Annotated in this window: 13 protein-coding genes; 6 read left to right on the top strand and 7 right to left on the bottom strand. The window is 67.6% G+C overall.

The features are described from left to right. Positions 1–309 precede the first annotated feature (309 nt). From tkt to pgl, 6 genes are all read left to right on the top strand, one after another. A complete protein-coding gene (tkt, locus tag ABD687_RS01550; RefSeq protein WP_310287857.1) occupies positions 310–2,421 on the top strand; it encodes a transketolase in 2,112 nt (703 codons plus the stop codon). Positions 2,422–2,451: 30 nt separating this feature from the next. Further along, a complete protein-coding gene (tal, locus tag ABD687_RS01545; protein WP_310287860.1) occupies positions 2,452–3,567 on the top strand; it encodes a transaldolase in 1,116 nt (371 codons plus the stop codon). Then, positions 3,564–5,195, top strand: coding sequence for a glucose-6-phosphate isomerase (locus ABD687_RS01540; RefSeq protein ID WP_310287863.1), 1,632 nt, complete (start codon positions 3,564–3,566; stop codon positions 5,193–5,195). Before tal ends, ABD687_RS01540 begins: the two co-directional genes overlap by 4 nt. Positions 5,196–5,297: 102 nt before the next feature. Next, positions 5,298–6,857, top strand: coding sequence for a glucose-6-phosphate dehydrogenase (gene zwf / locus ABD687_RS01535; RefSeq protein ID WP_310287865.1), 1,560 nt, complete (start codon positions 5,298–5,300; stop codon positions 6,855–6,857). Next, positions 6,854–7,795: a glucose-6-phosphate dehydrogenase assembly protein OpcA gene (locus tag ABD687_RS01530; RefSeq protein WP_264269131.1), complete on the top strand. Its 942-nt coding sequence runs from the start codon at positions 6,854–6,856 to the stop codon at positions 7,793–7,795. The genes zwf and ABD687_RS01530 overlap by 4 nt, the downstream gene beginning before the upstream one ends. Next, complete coding sequence (gene pgl / locus ABD687_RS01525; protein ID WP_377700417.1) at positions 7,785–8,549, top strand: 6-phosphogluconolactonase; 765 nt, start codon at positions 7,785–7,787, stop codon at positions 8,547–8,549. The genes ABD687_RS01530 and pgl overlap by 11 nt, the downstream gene beginning before the upstream one ends. 87 nt (positions 8,550–8,636) lie before the next feature. Here the strand turns inward: pgl and secG are convergent, their stop codons facing one another. The 7 genes from secG to ABD687_RS01490 all read right to left on the bottom strand — a co-directional run bounded on the left by secG (position 8,637) and on the right by ABD687_RS01490 (position 14,999). After that, positions 8,637–8,888, bottom strand: a complete 252-nt coding sequence (gene secG / locus ABD687_RS01520; RefSeq protein WP_264269133.1) for a preprotein translocase subunit SecG — start codon at positions 8,886–8,888, stop codon at positions 8,637–8,639. Positions 8,889–8,916: 28 nt separating this feature from the next. Then, entirely contained in the window at positions 8,917–9,732 is an 816-nt protein-coding gene (gene tpiA, locus ABD687_RS01515) for a triose-phosphate isomerase (RefSeq protein WP_310287871.1), read from the bottom strand. After that, positions 9,729–10,961, bottom strand: coding sequence for a phosphoglycerate kinase (locus tag ABD687_RS01510; protein WP_310287873.1), 1,233 nt, complete (start codon positions 10,959–10,961; stop codon positions 9,729–9,731). Before ABD687_RS01510 ends, tpiA begins: the two co-directional genes overlap by 4 nt. A gap of 28 nt (positions 10,962–10,989) precedes the next feature. Further along, positions 10,990–12,003, bottom strand: coding sequence for a type I glyceraldehyde-3-phosphate dehydrogenase (gap, locus tag ABD687_RS01505; protein ID WP_264269136.1), 1,014 nt, complete (start codon positions 12,001–12,003; stop codon positions 10,990–10,992). A 241-nt stretch (positions 12,004–12,244) separates the two neighbouring features. Next, positions 12,245–12,874 (bottom strand): superoxide dismutase, encoded by a 630-nt coding sequence (locus ABD687_RS01500; protein ID WP_264269137.1) that lies wholly within the window; start codon positions 12,872–12,874, stop codon positions 12,245–12,247. 93 nt (positions 12,875–12,967) lie between these two features. Next, complete coding sequence (whiA, locus tag ABD687_RS01495) at positions 12,968–13,948, bottom strand: DNA-binding protein WhiA (protein ID WP_264269138.1); 981 nt, start codon at positions 13,946–13,948, stop codon at positions 12,968–12,970. 10 nt (positions 13,949–13,958) lie between these two features. After that, complete coding sequence (locus ABD687_RS01490) at positions 13,959–14,999, bottom strand: gluconeogenesis factor YvcK family protein (RefSeq protein WP_264269139.1); 1,041 nt, start codon at positions 14,997–14,999, stop codon at positions 13,959–13,961. Between the last annotated feature and the right edge of the window lie 4 nt (positions 15,000–15,003).

Below are 15,003 nucleotides of genomic sequence, written 5' to 3'. Positions count from 1 at the left end.
GGGTCAATAAGGACAATCACCCTCTAGCATACCCTTTTACAGCACGTAGAAATGGGCCGCGATCTTTCCGCGCGGGCGACACGCGGGCGCGCCCGCCCGCAATCTCCGGCAACAATAGTTTTCGCCATGCCTCAACAAGCGGTCTCAAACGGGCATATTTGAGGCGAATGGCGCTAAGCTGGAACCGTTGCGCCGCCGCCGAAACCGTCCCGTGAATCATTGGATGGACGGCGGCGTTGTGCTTACAGGGCGGGATGCCCCGCAACCACATGACTTTGAAATGCACACCGTACAGGGAGGACCCACAACGTGGCGCCACTAGCAGAAAACAGCGAATTCGCTTGGACCGATCTTGACCAGCGAGCCGTCGACACGGCCCGCGTGCTCGCCGCGGATGCGGTCGAGAAGGTTGGAAACGGCCACCCCGGAACGGCGATCTCGCTGGCCCCGGCCGCGTACCTGCTCTTCCAGCAGCACCTGCGCCACGACCCGTCCGATCCGGCCTGGATCGGCCGCGACCGCTTCGTGCTCTCCCCCGGGCACACCTCGCTGACCCTGTACCTGCAGCTCTTCCTCTCCGGCTACGGCCTGGAGCTCGAAGACCTCGAGGCACTGCGCACCTGGGGCGCCAAGACCCCCGGGCACCCGGAATTCGGCCACACCGCCGGCGTGGAAATCACCACCGGTCCGCTCGGCCAGGGCCTGGCCTCGGCCGTGGGCTTCGCCTACGCCCAGCGCCGCATGCGCGGCCTGCTTGACGCCGACGCGCCCGCCGGCACCAGCCCCTTCGACCACACCGTGTGGGTCATCGCCTCCGACGGCGACCTGCAGGAGGGCGTCACCTCCGAGGCCTCCTCGCTGGCCGGCCACCAGGAACTCGGCAATCTCGTCGTGGTCTATGACGAGAACCACATCTCCATCGAAGACGACACCGACGTGGCGTTCACCGAAAACGTGCTCGGCCGCTACGAGGCCTACGGCTGGCACACCCAGCGCGTGGACTGGACCAAGACCGGGAACTACGTCGAGGACCTGGCCGAGCTCGACGCCGCCCTGCGCGCCGCCAAGGCCGAGAGCAACCGTCCCTCGATCATTTCCCTGCGCACCGTCATTGGCTGGCCCTCGCCGACCAAGGCCGACACCGGCGGCATCCACGGTTCCAAGCTCGGCGGCACCGAGGTTGCAGGCTTGAAGACCGCCCTGGGCTTCGACCCGGAAGCCAACTTCGCGATCGCGGACGAAGTCCTGGCCCACGCCCGCTCCGTGCAGGAGCGCGGCACCGCCGCCCGCGCCACCTGGCAGGAAGGCTTCGACGCCTGGTCGAACGCCAACCCGGAAAACGCCGCCCTGCTGGCGCGCCTGGAATCCGGCGAGCTGCCGGCCGGCTGGGACGAGAACCTGCCGGTCTTCGAGCCCGGCAAGGACGTCGCCACCCGTTCGGCCTCCGGCAAGGTCATCAACGCCGTCGCCGGCGTACTGCCCGAGCTCTGGGGTGGCTCGGCCGACCTGGCCGGCTCGAACAACACCACCATCGAGGGCGCACCGTCCTTCATCCCGGAATCGCGTTCCACCGATTCCTGGAAGGGCAACCCCTACGGCCGGGTGCTGCACTTCGGCATCCGCGAGCACGCTGCCGCCTCGATCGTCAACGGCATCACGCTGGCTTCCCCGACCCGCGCCTACTCGGGCACCTTCCTGATCTTCTCCGACTACCAGCGCCCGGCCATCCGCCTCTCCGCGCTGATGGGCGTGCCATCCATCTACGTGTGGACGCACGACTCCATCGGCCTGGGCGAGGACGGACCGACGCACCAGCCGGTCGAGCAGCTGGCTTCCCTGCGCGCCATCCCGAACCTTGACGTGGTCCGCCCGGCGGATGCCAACGAGGTCTCCTACGCGTGGAAGAAGATCCTGGAAACCACGTCCAATCCCGCCGGCATCGTCCTCTCTCGCCAGAACCTCCCGGTCTACGACCGTGCACAGCTGGGCTTCGGCTCGGCCGAGGGTGTCGAAAAGGGCGCCTATGTGCTCGCCGACGCCACCGCCAACGGCGAGGTCGTCGCCCCCGAGGTGCTGCTGCTGGGAACCGGCTCCGAGGTCTCCCTGGCCATCGAGGCCCGCGAGGCCCTGCAGGCCCAGGGCGTTGCCGCCCGCGTGGTCTCCATCCCGTGCCTGGAATGGTTCAACCAACAGGATGCCGCCTACCGCGAATCCGTGCTGCCCGCCGCCGTCAAGGCCCGCGTCTCGGTCGAGGCCGGCGTGGCCCAGGGCTGGCGCGAGCTGGTGGGCGATGCCGGACGCATCATCTCCCTTGACCACTACGGCGCCTCGGCAGACTACAAGCGCCTCTTCACCGAGTTCGGGATCACCGCGGAGGCCATCACCGCCGCCGCCCTCGATTCCATCTCGGCCGCCAAGTAACACCCCCCCAACACGCAAAGGATTTTTACCGTGAGCAACGCAAACACCCAGGCCCTTTCGGACGCCGGCGTCTCGATCTGGCTCGATGACCTCTCCCGCGAACGCCTGACCTCCGGTTCGCTCGAGGCCCTGATCAAGGAAAAGAACGTCGTCGGGGTCACCACCAACCCCTCGATCTTCCACGCTGCCCTGTCCGACGGCGAGTCCTACGCGGCGCAGGTCGCCGAGCTGGCGGCAGCCGGCATGGACGCCGAGGAAGCCGTCTTCAAGATCACCAGCGACGACGTCGCCGCGGCCTGCGACCTGTTCGCACCGATCAATGCCGCCACCAACGGCGTCGACGGACGCGTTTCCATCGAGGTCGACCCGCGCCTGGCCCGCAAGACCGCCGAGACCATCGCCGAGGCCAAGGTCCTGCACGAGATGGTCGGCCGCGAGAACGTGCTGGTCAAGATCCCGGGAACCGTCGAGGGCCTGGAGGCCATCGCCGAGACCCTGGCGGCAGGCATCTCCGTGAACGTCACGCTGATCTTCTCGCTGGAGCGCTACCGCGCTGTCATCAACGCCTTCCTCATCGGCCTGGAGGCAGCCAAGGCCAACGGGCATGACCTGTCCAAGCTGCACTCGGTCGCTTCCTTCTTCGTCTCCCGCGTGGACACCGAGATCGATGCGCGCCTGAATGCCATCGGCACCGACGAAGCCCTGGCCCTGCGCGGCAAGGCCGGCGTCGCCAACGCCCGCCTGGCCTACCAGGTCTACGAGGAGACCTTCACCTCCGAGCGCTGGAACGTCCTGGCCGCGGCCGGCGCCAACGCCCAGCGCCCGCTGTGGGCCTCCACCGGCGTGAAGGACCCGGCCCTGCCGGACACCCTCTACGTCACCGAGCTGTGCGCCCCGAACACCGTCAACACCATGCCGGAAAAGACCCTCGAGGCCACCGCCGACCACGCAGAAATCAGCGGGAACACTGTGTCCGGCAGCTACGCCGAGGCCAACGCGGTGCTTGACGCGCTGGCGGCCCTGGGCGTGAGCTACAACGACGTCGTGGCCAAGCTCGAGGTCGAGGGCCTTCAGAAGTTCGAGGCCGCCTGGAACGAACTGCTGACCGACCTCGATGCCTCGCTCAAGAACGCGAACGTGAAATGAGTTCCCTGGGGTTCATAGCCACGGGGGCCGCGCAGGCGGCCATCGAGGCCCATGTGCCGTCGCTGGTGGCCGAGAAGGTCGCCAGCCGCATCGCCGCCAAGGACGCCACGGTGTGGGTCGAGTCGGCCCGCGCCGAGGCCTCCGTCCGCCTGGGCTGGGTCGACGCGCCGGAAAACTCCCGCGCCCTGGTACCCGGCATCCTGGCACTGCGCGACGAGCTGCGCGCCGAAGGGGTGAACCGCATCGTGCTTGCCGGCATGGGCGGATCCTCCCTGGCGCCCGAGGTCATTTGCGCGACCAACGACGTCGAGCTGGTCGTCTGCGACTCCACCGACCCGGAAATGGTCGCCGGCATCCTCGCCGACCGCCTGGCCACCACCGCCCTGGTGGTTGCCTCCAAGTCCGGCTCCACGGTGGAGACCGACTCGCAGCGCCGGGTCTTCGAGCAGGCGTTCAACGACGCCGGCCTCGATGCCGCCTCGCGCATCATCGTGGTCACCGACCCGGGCTCGCCGATGGACGAGGCAAGCCGCAAGGCGGGCTACCGCGCGGTGTTCAACGCCGACCCGTCCGTGGGCGGGCGCTACTCGGCGCTGACCGCCTTCGGGCTGGTTCCCGCCGGCCTGGCGGGCGTCGACATCGAGGCCTTCCTGGACGAGGCCGCGGCCGCGGCCGAGTTCCTGGCCGAGGACGACGAGGACAACATCGCCCTGGCCCTGGGCGCCGCAATGGCCGGCACGAGCCCCCTGCGCGACAAGCTCATCTTCGCCGACGAGGGCTCGGGACTGGCAGGTTTCGCCGACTGGGCGGAACAGCTCATCTCAGAATCCACCGGCAAGGAGCAGACCGGCATGCTGCCGGTTGTCGTGGAGGACCGGGCACCGGAAACGATCAGCGCGGCTGCCGACTTCCTGCAGATCCGCCTGGTCGCCGACACCGGCCTGCTCACCGACGAGGACATCGACGCCGAGGCCGCCTCGGTCGCGCTCTCCGGCGCCTTGGGCGCGCAGATGCTGCTGTGGGAGTACGCGACCGCCGTGGCCGGGCACCTGCTGGGCATCGACCCGTTCGACCAGCCCGACGTGGAGGCAGCCAAGGTTGCCGCCCGCTCGCTGTTGGAAGGAACCCCGGAATCCGTTCCGGCCGCGTTCACCGACGGCGCCATCGAGGTCCGTGCTTCCGCGGGCTTGCTCGATGGCGTCGATTCGCTCGCCGGCGCCCTGGCGGCCCTGGTTGCCGCGATGCCGTCCAACGGCTACCTCGGCATCCACGCCTACCTGGACCGCCGGTCGGACATCGAGCTGGAAAACATCCGTCCGTTGCTTGCCGCCGCCGCCAACCGCCCGGTGACCTTCGGCTGGGGGCCGCGCTTCCTGCACTCCACCGGACAGTTCCACAAGGGCGGACCGCGCGTGGGCGCCTACCTTCAGCTCACCGCGGAGTCCTCGATGGACCTGTCCATTCCCGAGCGGGCCTTCACCTTCGGCGAGCTGATTGCCGCCCAGGCCAGCGGCGATGCGCAGGTACTGGCCGACCTGGGTCGCCCGGTGCTGCGCCTGCACCTGACGGACAAGGAAGCCGGCATCCGGCAATTGGACAAGCTGGCGCGGGAGATGGCCCAGGCCTGATCCTCCGTTCCTTCCGCCGCACACCGGGTGCATCCCCCGCACCCGGTGTGCGCACCCCCTGTTTAAGTTCCCCCCTCCCAACATCCGAAGGTCCCGATCTTGATGCTTGAGTCCGCTCGGCGCCCCGCGCGCAACCACCACAATCCCCTGCGTGACCGCCGGGACCGGCGGCTTGACCGCATCGCCGGGCCCTCCGCCCTGGTGTTCTTCGGCATCACCGGCGACCTGGCCCGCAAGAAGCTCATGCCCGCCGTCTACGACCTGGCCAACCGCGGCCTGCTGCCGCCGAACTTCGCCGTCGTCGGCTTCGGGCGCCGGGACTGGAGCGCGGAGCAGTTCGCCGCCGAGGCCAGGGCCTGGGTCAAGGACCACGCACGCACCCCCTTCAACGAGACCGTGTGGGAGCAGCTGGCCAGCGGGTTCCGGTTCATCTCCGGCGGGTTCGACGACGACGAAGCGTTCATCGCGCTGCGCGAGACCCTCGACGACCTGGCAAAAAGCCGCAGCACCGGCAAGAACCACGCCTTCTACCTCTCGATCCCGCCGAATTCCTTCGAGACCGTCTGCGAGCAGCTCTCGCGGCACGGTCTGGCCAACGACGACTCCGCCGACGCCGGCTGGTCACGGGTGGTCATCGAAAAGCCCTTCGGCCACGACCTGGCGTCCGCCCGCGAGCTGAACGAAATCGTCGAGTCGGTCTTCCCGCCCGACGCTGTCTTCCGCATCGACCACTACCTGGGCAAGGAGACGGTGCAGAACCTGCTGGCCATGCGCTTCGCCAACCAGCTCTTCGAGCCGCTGTGGAACGCCAACCACGTGGACCACGTGCAGATCACCATGGCCGAGGACATCGGCATCGGCGGGCGCGCGGGTTACTACGACGGGGTGGGTGCGGCCCGCGACGTCATCCAGAACCACCTGCTGCAGCTGCTGGCGCTGACGGCCATGGAGGAACCGATCTCCTTCGACGCCGAGCACCTGCGCAGCGAGAAGGAAAAGATCCTGGCCGCCGTGCGGCTGCCCGAAGACCTTGCGCAGGCAAGTGCCCGCGGCCAGTACACCTCCGGCTGGCAGGGCGGGGAGAAGGTCACCGGCTTCCTGGACGAGGAGGGCTTCAACCCCGCGTCCAAGACCGAGACCTACGCGGCCATCAAGCTGGAGATCAACACCCGCCGCTGGGCAGGGGTGCCGTTCTACCTGCGCGCCGGCAAGCGCCTGGGCCGCCGGGTCACCGAGATCGCCGTGGCGTTCAAGCGCGCCCCGAACCTGCTCTTCACCGACCACAAGGACGACGTGTTCGGGCAGAACGCCATCGTCATCCGGGTCCAGCCCGACGAAGGCGTGACCATCCGCTTCGGCTCCAAGGTCCCCGGGACCTCGATGGAGGTGCGCGACGTGACCATGGACTTTGGCTACGGACACGCGTTCACCGAGTCCTCCCCGGAGGCCTACGAGCGGCTGATCCTCGACGTGCTGCTGGGCGAGCCCCCGCTGTTCCCCCGCCACGAGGAGGTCGAGCAGTCCTGGCGCATCCTTGACCCGTTCGAGGAGCACTGGGCGTCGCTGCCCGAACAGCCCGAACCCTACGCCCCCGGCTCCTGGGGCCCGGCCTCGGCCGACGAATTGATGGCCCGCGACGGAAGGACATGGCGCCGCCCATGATAGTGCAGATGCAAGACACCACGACCTCGAAGATCTCCAAGGAACTGGTCACCATGCGCCGGGCCGGGGGATCCTCAGCGCTCTCCCGCGTGCTGACCCTGTTGGTGATCACCAGTGCCGGGTACGAGGAAGACGCCATTGCAGCTGCCTCCCTGGCCAGCCGCGAACACCCCTGCCGCATCGTGGTGGTGGTCCAGGGCGCTGCCGACGGCAGGACCCGGCTGGACGCCCAGATCCGCCTGGGCGGGGACGCCGGCGCCGCCGAGGTCATCGTGCTGCACACCTTCGGGCCCGACGCGCACGTGGACGAGTCCCTGGTCTCCGGGCTGCTGCTGCCCGACGCCCCGATCGTGGCCTGGTGGCCGCACGGGGTGCCGAAGGACGCCGCCGGCAGCCCGCTGGGAAAGATCGCGCACCGCCGCATCACCGATTCCGGCGCCGAGACGGATCCACGGGCCGCGCTCTTCTCGCTCGCCGAATCCTACCGAGCAGGCGACACCGACCTGGCCTGGACCCGGCTGACGCTCTGGCGCGCCCAGCTGGCCTCGGTCTTCGACCAGCTGGACCCGGCGCAGGTGACCGCGGCGACCGTCACCGGTGCCGTGGATTCCCCCTCCACCGTGCTGCTCGCGGCCTGGCTGCGGCTGTGCCTGAAGATCCCGGTGACCCTCGCTTCCTCCCCCGAGGGCACCGGTGTCCGCTCCGTGCGCTTTTCCCTGCCCTCCGGGGACGTCGAGTTGACCCGTCCTCCGGGGGACGTGGCCGAGTTGTACCAGCCGGGCCAGAAGGCCCAGCTGATTTCCTTGCCGCAGCGCCCCGTGGCAGACTGCCTGGCCGAGGAAATGCGTCGCCTGGACCCGGACGAGGTATTCGGCGAGGTCGTGCGCGAGGGCCTGAAGCGCACCAACCTGAGGAGCATCCGTGCCAGTGAACGCTAGGCGACACGTCGTCATCCATCCCGACCTGCCAGCCACCGCGGCGGCCGTCGCGGCCCGGCTCGTCACCGCGATCCTCGACGCGCAGGCCGCACGCGGCGAGGCGAGCATCGTGCTCACCGGCGGCACCCTGGGCATCAAGTCCCTGGAACAGGTGGCCGCCTCCCCTGCCCTCGGCGCGGTGGACTGGTCGCGGGTGAACATCTACTGGGGCGACGAGCGCTTCGTCGAATCCGGTTCCCCCGACCGCAACGCGGTGCAGGCCGAGGTGCTCCTGGGCGTGCTCGACGGCCACGGGCTGGACCGCGGCCGGGTGCACCCGATGGGCTCCCCCGACGACTTCGCCACCCCCGAACTCGCCGCCGGGGCCTACGCGCAGCTGCTGGCCGAGGAAGCCGCCACCGAGGGCACCGCGGGCGCGCTTCCCGTCTTCGACGTGCTGATGCTGGGCATGGGCCCGGATTCGCACGTCGCGTCGCTCTTCCCCGACCACGAGGGCGCCACCCGCACCGGGCTCTCCGTCATCGGTGTCCACGATTCGCCCAAGCCGCCGCCGCTGCGCGTCTCGCTGACCTTTGATGCCATCAACACCGCCCGCGCCGTGTGGCTCGTGGTGGCGGGCGCCGACAAGGCGCCGGCCGCAGGGGTCGCCCTCGGCGAGGCTCCCGTGACACGTGAACGCGTCCCTGCCTCGGGGGTCGCCGGCACGCAGGGCACCTGGTGGCTCATGGATGCCGCCGCCGCGGCACTGGTCTAGCAACAGCCGGCAAACGCAAAAGCGCGGCCCGCCCTCGTCGATTCGACGAGGGCGGGCCGCGCTTTGTGCTGCTTGGGGTGCCGGGGGCTAGGACTCCACGCTGAAGCGCATGACCAGGCCCAGCCCGATGATGACGACGGCCCAGATGATGCCCAGGACGATGGTCACCCGGTTGAGGTTGCGCTCGGCGACGCCGGAAGAACCCAGCGAGGTGGTCATGCCACCGCCGAACATGTCTGACATGCCTCCGCCGCGACCCTTGTGCAGCAGGATCAGCAGCGTAAGCAGCAGGCTCGTGATGAGCAGCAAAATCTGCAAAACCAACTTGATGACGTCCATAATTGCCCTTCAATCAGCTCGGTGGCGATTAGTCGGTCACCAGGTGGTGCTCGAACCTAACAATATTAGCAAACTCGGCGGCGTCCAAGGATGCCCCTCCGACCAACACGCCGTCGACATCGCGTTCGGCCAGGATCTGCGCCACGTTCGACGCCTTCACCGAACCGCCGTAAAGGACCCTGACCTTGGAGGCCGTCTCGTCGCCGAACAGCTGCGCGAGCTCGGTGCGGATGGCCGCGCAGAGTTCCTGCGCGTCGGCCGGTCCCGCCACCTCGCCGGTGCCAATCGCCCACACCGGTTCGTAGGCCACCACCAGGGTCTCGGCCTGCTCCGCAGTGATGCCTGCCAGCGAACCGCGCAGCTGTTCCAGCGTGTATTCAACGTGGGTGCCGGCCTGGCGGATCTGAAGTCCCTCGCCCACGCACAATACCGGGACCAGCCCGTGGCGGTACGCTGCGGCGACCTTGGTGGCCAGCAGCTCGTTGGACTCCCCGTGCAGCGCACGGCGCTCACTGTGGCCCACCAGCACGTAGGCGCAACCGAGCCGTGAGAGGAACTGCCCGGAGATTTCCCCGGTGTAGGCACCGGAGTCCTGCGCCGAGAGGTCCTGGGCGCCGTAGCGCACCGGCAGGTTGTCACCCATGGTCAGAGTCTGCACGCCGCGCAGGTCGGTGAACGGCGGGAAGACCGCCACCTCGACCCGCTCGAAGTCGTGCTCGGCGTCGGCAAGGGTCCAAGCCAGCTTCTGCAAAAGCGTGATGCCTTGGACGTGGTCCATGTTCATCTTCCAGTTGCCGGCAATCAGCGGCTTCCGGTCGAATTTTCCATTCGTGGATGTGGTCACTTACGCGCCTCCAAGGCAGTCAGGCCGGGCAGTTCCTTGCCCTCGAGGTACTCGAGGGAGGCACCGCCGCCGGTGGAAATGTGTCCGAAGTCGTCGTCGTGGAAACCCAGCGTGCGCACGGCCGCGGCGGAGTCGCCGCCGCCGACGACGCTGAATGCCTCCGAGTCGGACAGCGCACCGGCAACGGCACGGGTGCCGTTGGCGAACGCCGGGATCTCGAAGACCCCCATCGGGCCGTTCCAGAACACCGTGTTGGCACTGCGGATGTAGCTGGCGAACTTCTCCCCGGAATCCGGACCGATGTCCAGGCCCAGGCCGGTGGCGCCGAAGGCACCGCCGGTGATGTTGTCCGCGGCCAGCACCTCGTGCTCGGCATCTGCCCCGAACTTGGAGGCCACGACCACGTCGGTGGGCAGCACGATGTCGCAGCCCAGTTCCTTGGCGCGCTTGAGGTAGCCGCGGCAGGTCTCGAGCTGGTCTTCCTCCAACAGGGACCCGCCGACCTCGTGGCCCTGGGCCTTGAGGAAGGTGAAGGCCATGCCGCCGCCGATCAGAAGGTGGTCGGCGCGGCCCAGCAGGTTGTCGATGACGGCAAGCTTGTCCGAGACCTTGGACCCGCCCAGCACGACCACGTAGGGGCGCTTGGGAGCCTCGGTGAGGGTCTTGAGCACCTTCACCTCGGTGGCCACCAGGTCGCCCTGGTAGGCCGGCAGCAGTGCGGCGATGTCGAAGACCGAGGCGTGCTTGCGGTGCACAGCACCGAAGGCGTCGTTGATGTACGCGCCGTCTTCGCCGGTCAGCGCGGCGAGCTCCGCCGCGAATTCGGCGCGTGCCGAGGCTTCTTTAGAGGTCTCGCGCGCATCGAAGCGCACATTTTCCAGGACCAGGACGGCGCCGTCGGTCAGTTCCCCGGCCAGTTGGCGGGCCGAGGGGCCCACGACGTCGGTGGCCGTGCGCACGTCGAGCCCGGAGAGCTCGGCGAGCCGGGTGGACGCCGGGGCAATGGAGTACTGGGGGTCGGGTTCGCCCTTGGGGCGACCCAGGTGAGCCATGACAATGACGCGTGCGCCGGCCTCGGCCAGCTTCTGCACCACGGGTATGGAGGCGCGAATACGCCCATCGTCGGTGACGGTGAGGCCATCGAGCGGCACGTTCAGGTCACTGCGGACCAGAACGCGCCGCCCAAGGACACCATCGGCGATCAATTCGTCGAGAGTGTGGGAAGTCATTTGACTAGGCTATCGGAAGAGTCCGGGACTAACCGAGACGCGCGCCGACATAAACGGTGAGGTCAACAAGTCGGGTCGAGTAGGCCCACTCGTTGTCGTACCAGGCGACGACCTTCGCGGTGGTGCCGATGACGGAAGTCAGGCCGGCATCGAAGACCGCGGAGTGCGGGTCGTGGACGATGTCGGTGGAGACCAGCGGATCCTCGGAGTACTTCAGGAAGCCCTTGAGCGGACCCTCTTCGGCGGCCTTCTTGAAAGCCTCGTTGATCTCCTCGACGGAGGCCTCGCGGGCCAGGTTCACGGTGAGGTCGGTGGCCGAGCCGGTCGGAACCGGGACGCGCATGGCGTAGCCGTTGAGCTTGCCCTTGAGCTCCGGGAGGACCAGGCCGATGGCCTTCGCTGCACCGGTGGAGGTCGGGATCATGTTCAAGGCGGCGGCGCGGGCGCGGCGCGGATCCTTCTTGTGCGGGGAATCCTGCAGGTGCTGGTCTGCGGTGTAGGCGTGGATGGTGGTCATCAGGCCGTCGACGATGCCGAACTGGTCGTTAAGGACCTTGGCCACGGGGCCCAGGCAGTTGGTGGTGCAGGAGGCGTTCGAGATGATGTGGTGCTTGTCGGCCTCGTACTTCTCGTGGTTGACACCCATGACGATGGTGATGTCTTCCTTGGAAGCCGGCGCGGAAATGATGACCTTCTTGGCGCCTGCCTGCAGGTGCTTCTCGGCATCCGCGGCCTTCGTGAAGAAGCCGGTGGACTCGATGACGACGTCCACTCCCAGTTCGCCCCAGCCCAGGTGGGCGGGATCCTTCTGCGAGAGGACCTTGATGCGCTTCTTTCCCACAACGATGAAGGCGCCGTCGACGGTCACGTCTTCTTCCAGGCGGCCCATGATCGAGTCGTACTTGACCAGCATGGCCAGGTCGTTGATGGACCCCAGGTCGTTTACTGCAACAACTTCGATGTCTGCGCCATGAGCCAGGCTGGCTCGCAGGAAGTTGCGACCAATGCGTCCGAAACCGTTAATGCCAACACGGGTAGTCACGTGTATTTCTCCTAAACAGAGTGGTGTTGCCACTGCCGCGAAAAGAGGGCCCCGGTGTTGGGACACAGGAAACGGAGTGGCTTGGAAAAAATTGGACACTCCGTTGTGTCGTCAGCTGGGATGCTGACCGGGTTATTGCGTGTCTTGCGGAATTAACCGCAAGACACGCAAAACTCGATGTTTACATCTTACGCCATAGAGGCGATAAATGTGAGGAGGCTTACGTCTCCAAGTCCTCGGATTACTTGCCGGGGACGACAAGCTTCGGGGCACCGGCACGCGCCGCCTCGAAGCGGGCCGAAACATCGGCCCAGTTCACGATGTTCCAGAAAGCCTTCACATAATCGGCCTTCACATTCACGTAATCCAGGTAGAACGCGTGCTCCCACATGTCCAACATCAACAACGGAGTCGTCGCCACCGGCACGTTGCCCTGCTGGTCATACAACTGCTCGATGACCAACTGGCCACCCAGGCCCTCAAAGCCCAGCAACGCCCAACCCGAACCCTGCAGGCTCATCGCCGCGGCCGTGAAGTGCGCACGGAAAGCGTCAAAGGAACCAAACGCGTCGTCAATCGCCGCAGCCAACTCGCCCTCGGGCTTGTCCCCGCCCTCCGGGGAAAGGTTGTTCCAGAAGATCGAGTGGTTCGTGTGACCACCCAAGTGGAACGCCAGGTCCTTGGACAACTTCGGAACGTTCCCGAACTCGCCCTTCTCCCGCGCCTCGGCCAGCTGCTCCAACGCCGTGTTCGCACCGGCCACATAGGCAGCATGGTGCTTCGAGTGGTGCAGCTCCATGATCCGCGCCGAAATGTTCGGCTCCAAGGCCGCGTAATCGTACTGCAGCTCAGGCAAGGTATAAATAGCCAAAATGACTCCTCATTCTCTTCGGCACCCAGCGGGACGCGGGCGCACTCTTCTTCGTTACTGCATCTCCGCGCAGCTGGCGGAAAACTCGTGGTTTCAGTGCTCCAGCATATCCAAGGGAACGCTCGCCTCGGTGCCGGGTATTCCCAACTCGGAAGCTCTTTTGTCGGCCATGGCCAAGAGCCGGCGAATCCGCCCGGCGATCGCGTCCTTGGTCATGGGCGGCTCCGCCATGCGGCCAAGCTCGTCGAGGCTGGCCTGCTTGTGCGCCACGCGCAGGGCTCCGGCGTACTTGAGGTGCTCGGGGACTTCCTCGCCGAGGATTTCCAGCGCGCGGTCGACCCTGGCACCGGCGGCAACGGCCGCCTGGGCCGAGCGGCGCAGGTTGGCGTCGTCGAAGTTGGCCAGCCGGTTGGCCGTGGCACGGACTTCCTTGCGCATGCGGCGCTCCTCCCAGACCATCAACGCATCGTGGGCGCCCATGCGGGTGAGCAGCTGCGCAATGGCCTCGCCGTCGCGGATGACCACGCGGTCAACGCCGCGGACCTCGCGCGCCTTGGCCACCAGGCCCAGGCGCCGCGCGGCACCGACCAGAGCGAGCGCCGATTCGGGGCCGGGGCAGGTGATTTCCAGTGCGGAGGACCGCCCGGGTTCGGTCAGCGAGCCGTGGGAGAGGAACGCTCCGCGCCACACGGCCTCGGCGTCGGCGGTGGAACCGTTGACGATGACCGAGGGCAATCCGCGCACGGGGCGGCCGCGCCCGTCGAGCAGGCCGGTCTGGCGCGCCAGGGACTCGCCGTCGCGGACGACCCTGACCACGTAGCGGTTGCCGCGGCGCAGGCCGCCGCCGGAGACGACGATGATTTCAGAGGTGTGTCCGTAGACTTCGGCGATGGCGGCACGAAGCCGCCGGGCGGTGGAGGCGAGGTCGACCTCGGCCTCGATGACGATGCGTCCGGAGATGATGTGGAGTCCACCGCAGAATCGCAGCATGGTGGATACCTCAGCCTTGCGTTCGGAGGATCTCCGAATCTCAAGCCGGGACAGCTCGTCCTTGACGGAAGCCGTCAGTGCCATGGATTGTTTCCTAACTGCTGGGCTCGTCTGTGCTGAACGTGGTGAACACGTCGTGGTAGGCGGCGGCAAGTCTCAAGGGGTCGTGGACTGCTCGTCCGGCACCAACCCCTACTTTACCGAAAAACGTGCGGGCACCTAGCCGGGCGGCGGCCTGGGTGAAGGCCTCGTGGTCGGAAATCGTCGTCGGGTCGGCCAATACGGCGTCCAGGCGCAGCTGTGGAGCGTACCTGGAGATGACCTCGAGGTGCGCCGCCGCATCCATCCCGCCGGTCTCGGCTGTGGTCGTGGAGAGGTTCATGGTCAGCAGCCGGCGGGCAGGGGTTTGTTGCAGCGCTTCGCGCATTTCCGGCAGCAGCAGGTGGGGCAGCACCGAGGTGTACCAGGAGCCGGGGCCCAACACGACCCAGTCAGCCAGCTCGATGGCGTCAAGCGCCTCGGTGCAGGCGGCGGCGTCGGCGGGTTCCAGGCGCACATTGGAAACCAGCGCGCTCTCCCCTGCCTCGGCCAGGTTCGCCTGGCCGGAGATGCGCCTGCGCACCAGACCGGTGCCGGCATCCTCCTGCAGCACGTCCCCGGTGATGGTCAGCGGGGTGGTGCTCATGGGCAGCACCTGGCCGCGGGCGCCCAGCAGTGCACCTGCCCAGCGCAGCCCCGCCACCGGGTCCTTGAGCAATTCCCACAGGGCCACGATCAGCAGGTTGCCGACAGCGTGCTGGTCCAGCGTGGCGTTGGTGCCCGGCTTGGAGGTGAAGCGGTGCTGCATGACATCGCGCCAGGTCCTCCCCCAGTCGGTGTCGTCGCACAAGGCGGCAAGGGCCATGCGCAGGTCCCCGGGTGGCAGCACGTCGAGTTCCTCGCGCAGGCGCCCGGAGGAGCCCCCGTCGTCGGCGACCGTGACAACGGCGGTCAAGTCGGTGGTGAGCCGGCGCAACGCCGACAGCGAGGCGGAGAGACCGTGGCCGCCGCCGAGGGCGACGACGCGCACCACCTGGTTGTCCTCGGCGGAACGTGCGGGGGGCTGGATGGGGATGGGGCCGGTGAAAAACGCCATGGTG

The sequence above is a fragment of the Paeniglutamicibacter sulfureus genome, assembly GCF_039535115.1.
Lineage (GTDB): Bacteria > Actinomycetota > Actinomycetes > Actinomycetales > Micrococcaceae > Paeniglutamicibacter > Paeniglutamicibacter sulfureus.
The sequence above is the reverse complement of the archived record's forward strand: the minus strand, read 5'-3'. Positions and strand labels throughout refer to the sequence as shown.